This is a genomic window from Shewanella sp. Isolate7, from assembly GCF_022398425.1.
Classification (GTDB): Bacteria; Pseudomonadota; Gammaproteobacteria; order Enterobacterales; family Shewanellaceae; genus Shewanella.
The window spans coordinates 1-891 of record NZ_JAKEVJ010000178.1; the positions used below are offsets into that span (position 1 = coordinate 1).

Here is an 891-nt window from a genome sequence, read left to right on the forward strand (position 1 = left end):
TAGCTCGCCAACGCTTTTCGCAAGTTACTACGTCCTTCATCGCCTCTGACTGCCAAGGCATCCACCGTATACGCTTAGTCACTTAACCATACAACCCAAATGAGTTTCATCTGAGTTGCATCGCAACTAATGGTTTCAACTTTCGCCAAAAGAATACTCAAGTCACTTGATTAAAGTGTGTTTTGAGAACTCAATTATTTTCGCAATAACCTCTCGGTTATTACTATCAGCTTTCCAAATTTTTAAAGAGCGGGCTTAAAAAAGCCAAAGATAAATTCTGCATTTATCTTTGGCATCTCTAACCTAAACTGCATGCTCTCATCAAAGAGCAAATGGTGGAGCTATGCGGGATCGAACCGCAGACCTCCTGCGTGCAAGGCAGGCGCTCTCCCAGCTGAGCTATAGCCCCATGTAAATGCAGCGAGAATATACGTTTAATACCTAATCTTTCCATAGAAAGATTGGTGGGTCAGAGTGGACTTGAACCACCGACCTCACCCTTATCAGGGGTGCGCTCTAACCAGCTGAGCTACAGACCCAACGTCATTCTCTATCTTCTATCAAGTAATCTGTGTGAACACTCAAAAGGTACACGGATGTACCGAATGTCGAAAATGCAGGAGCATTTTTCGACCAAGTATTAAATCATCGTATAGGTAAGGAGGTGATCCAGCCCCAGGTTCCCCTAGGGCTACCTTGTTACGACTTCACCCCAGTCATGAACCACACCGTGGTAAACGCCCTCCCGAAGGTTAAGCTATCTACTTCTGGTGCAGCCCACTCCCATGGTGTGACGGGCGGTGTGTACAAGGCCCGGGAACGTATTCACCGTAGCATTCTGATCTACGATTACTAGCGATTCCGACTTCATGGAGTCGAGTTGCAGACTCC

At 46.5% G+C, this 891-nt stretch carries 2 tRNA genes and 2 rRNA genes; all 4 read right to left on the minus strand.

Annotated features, from left to right (window positions below):
• A 23S ribosomal RNA gene (locus L1D47_RS20835) occupies positions 1-88 on the minus strand; the annotation flags it as partial.
• Positions 89-333: 245 nt separating this feature from the next.
• Positions 334-409: transfer RNA gene (locus L1D47_RS20840), tRNA-Ala, on the minus strand.
• Between the two features lie 53 nt (positions 410-462).
• Positions 463-539: transfer RNA gene (locus L1D47_RS20845), tRNA-Ile, on the minus strand.
• Between the two features lie 118 nt (positions 540-657).
• Positions 658-891, minus strand: a 16S ribosomal RNA gene (locus tag L1D47_RS20850); the annotation flags it as partial.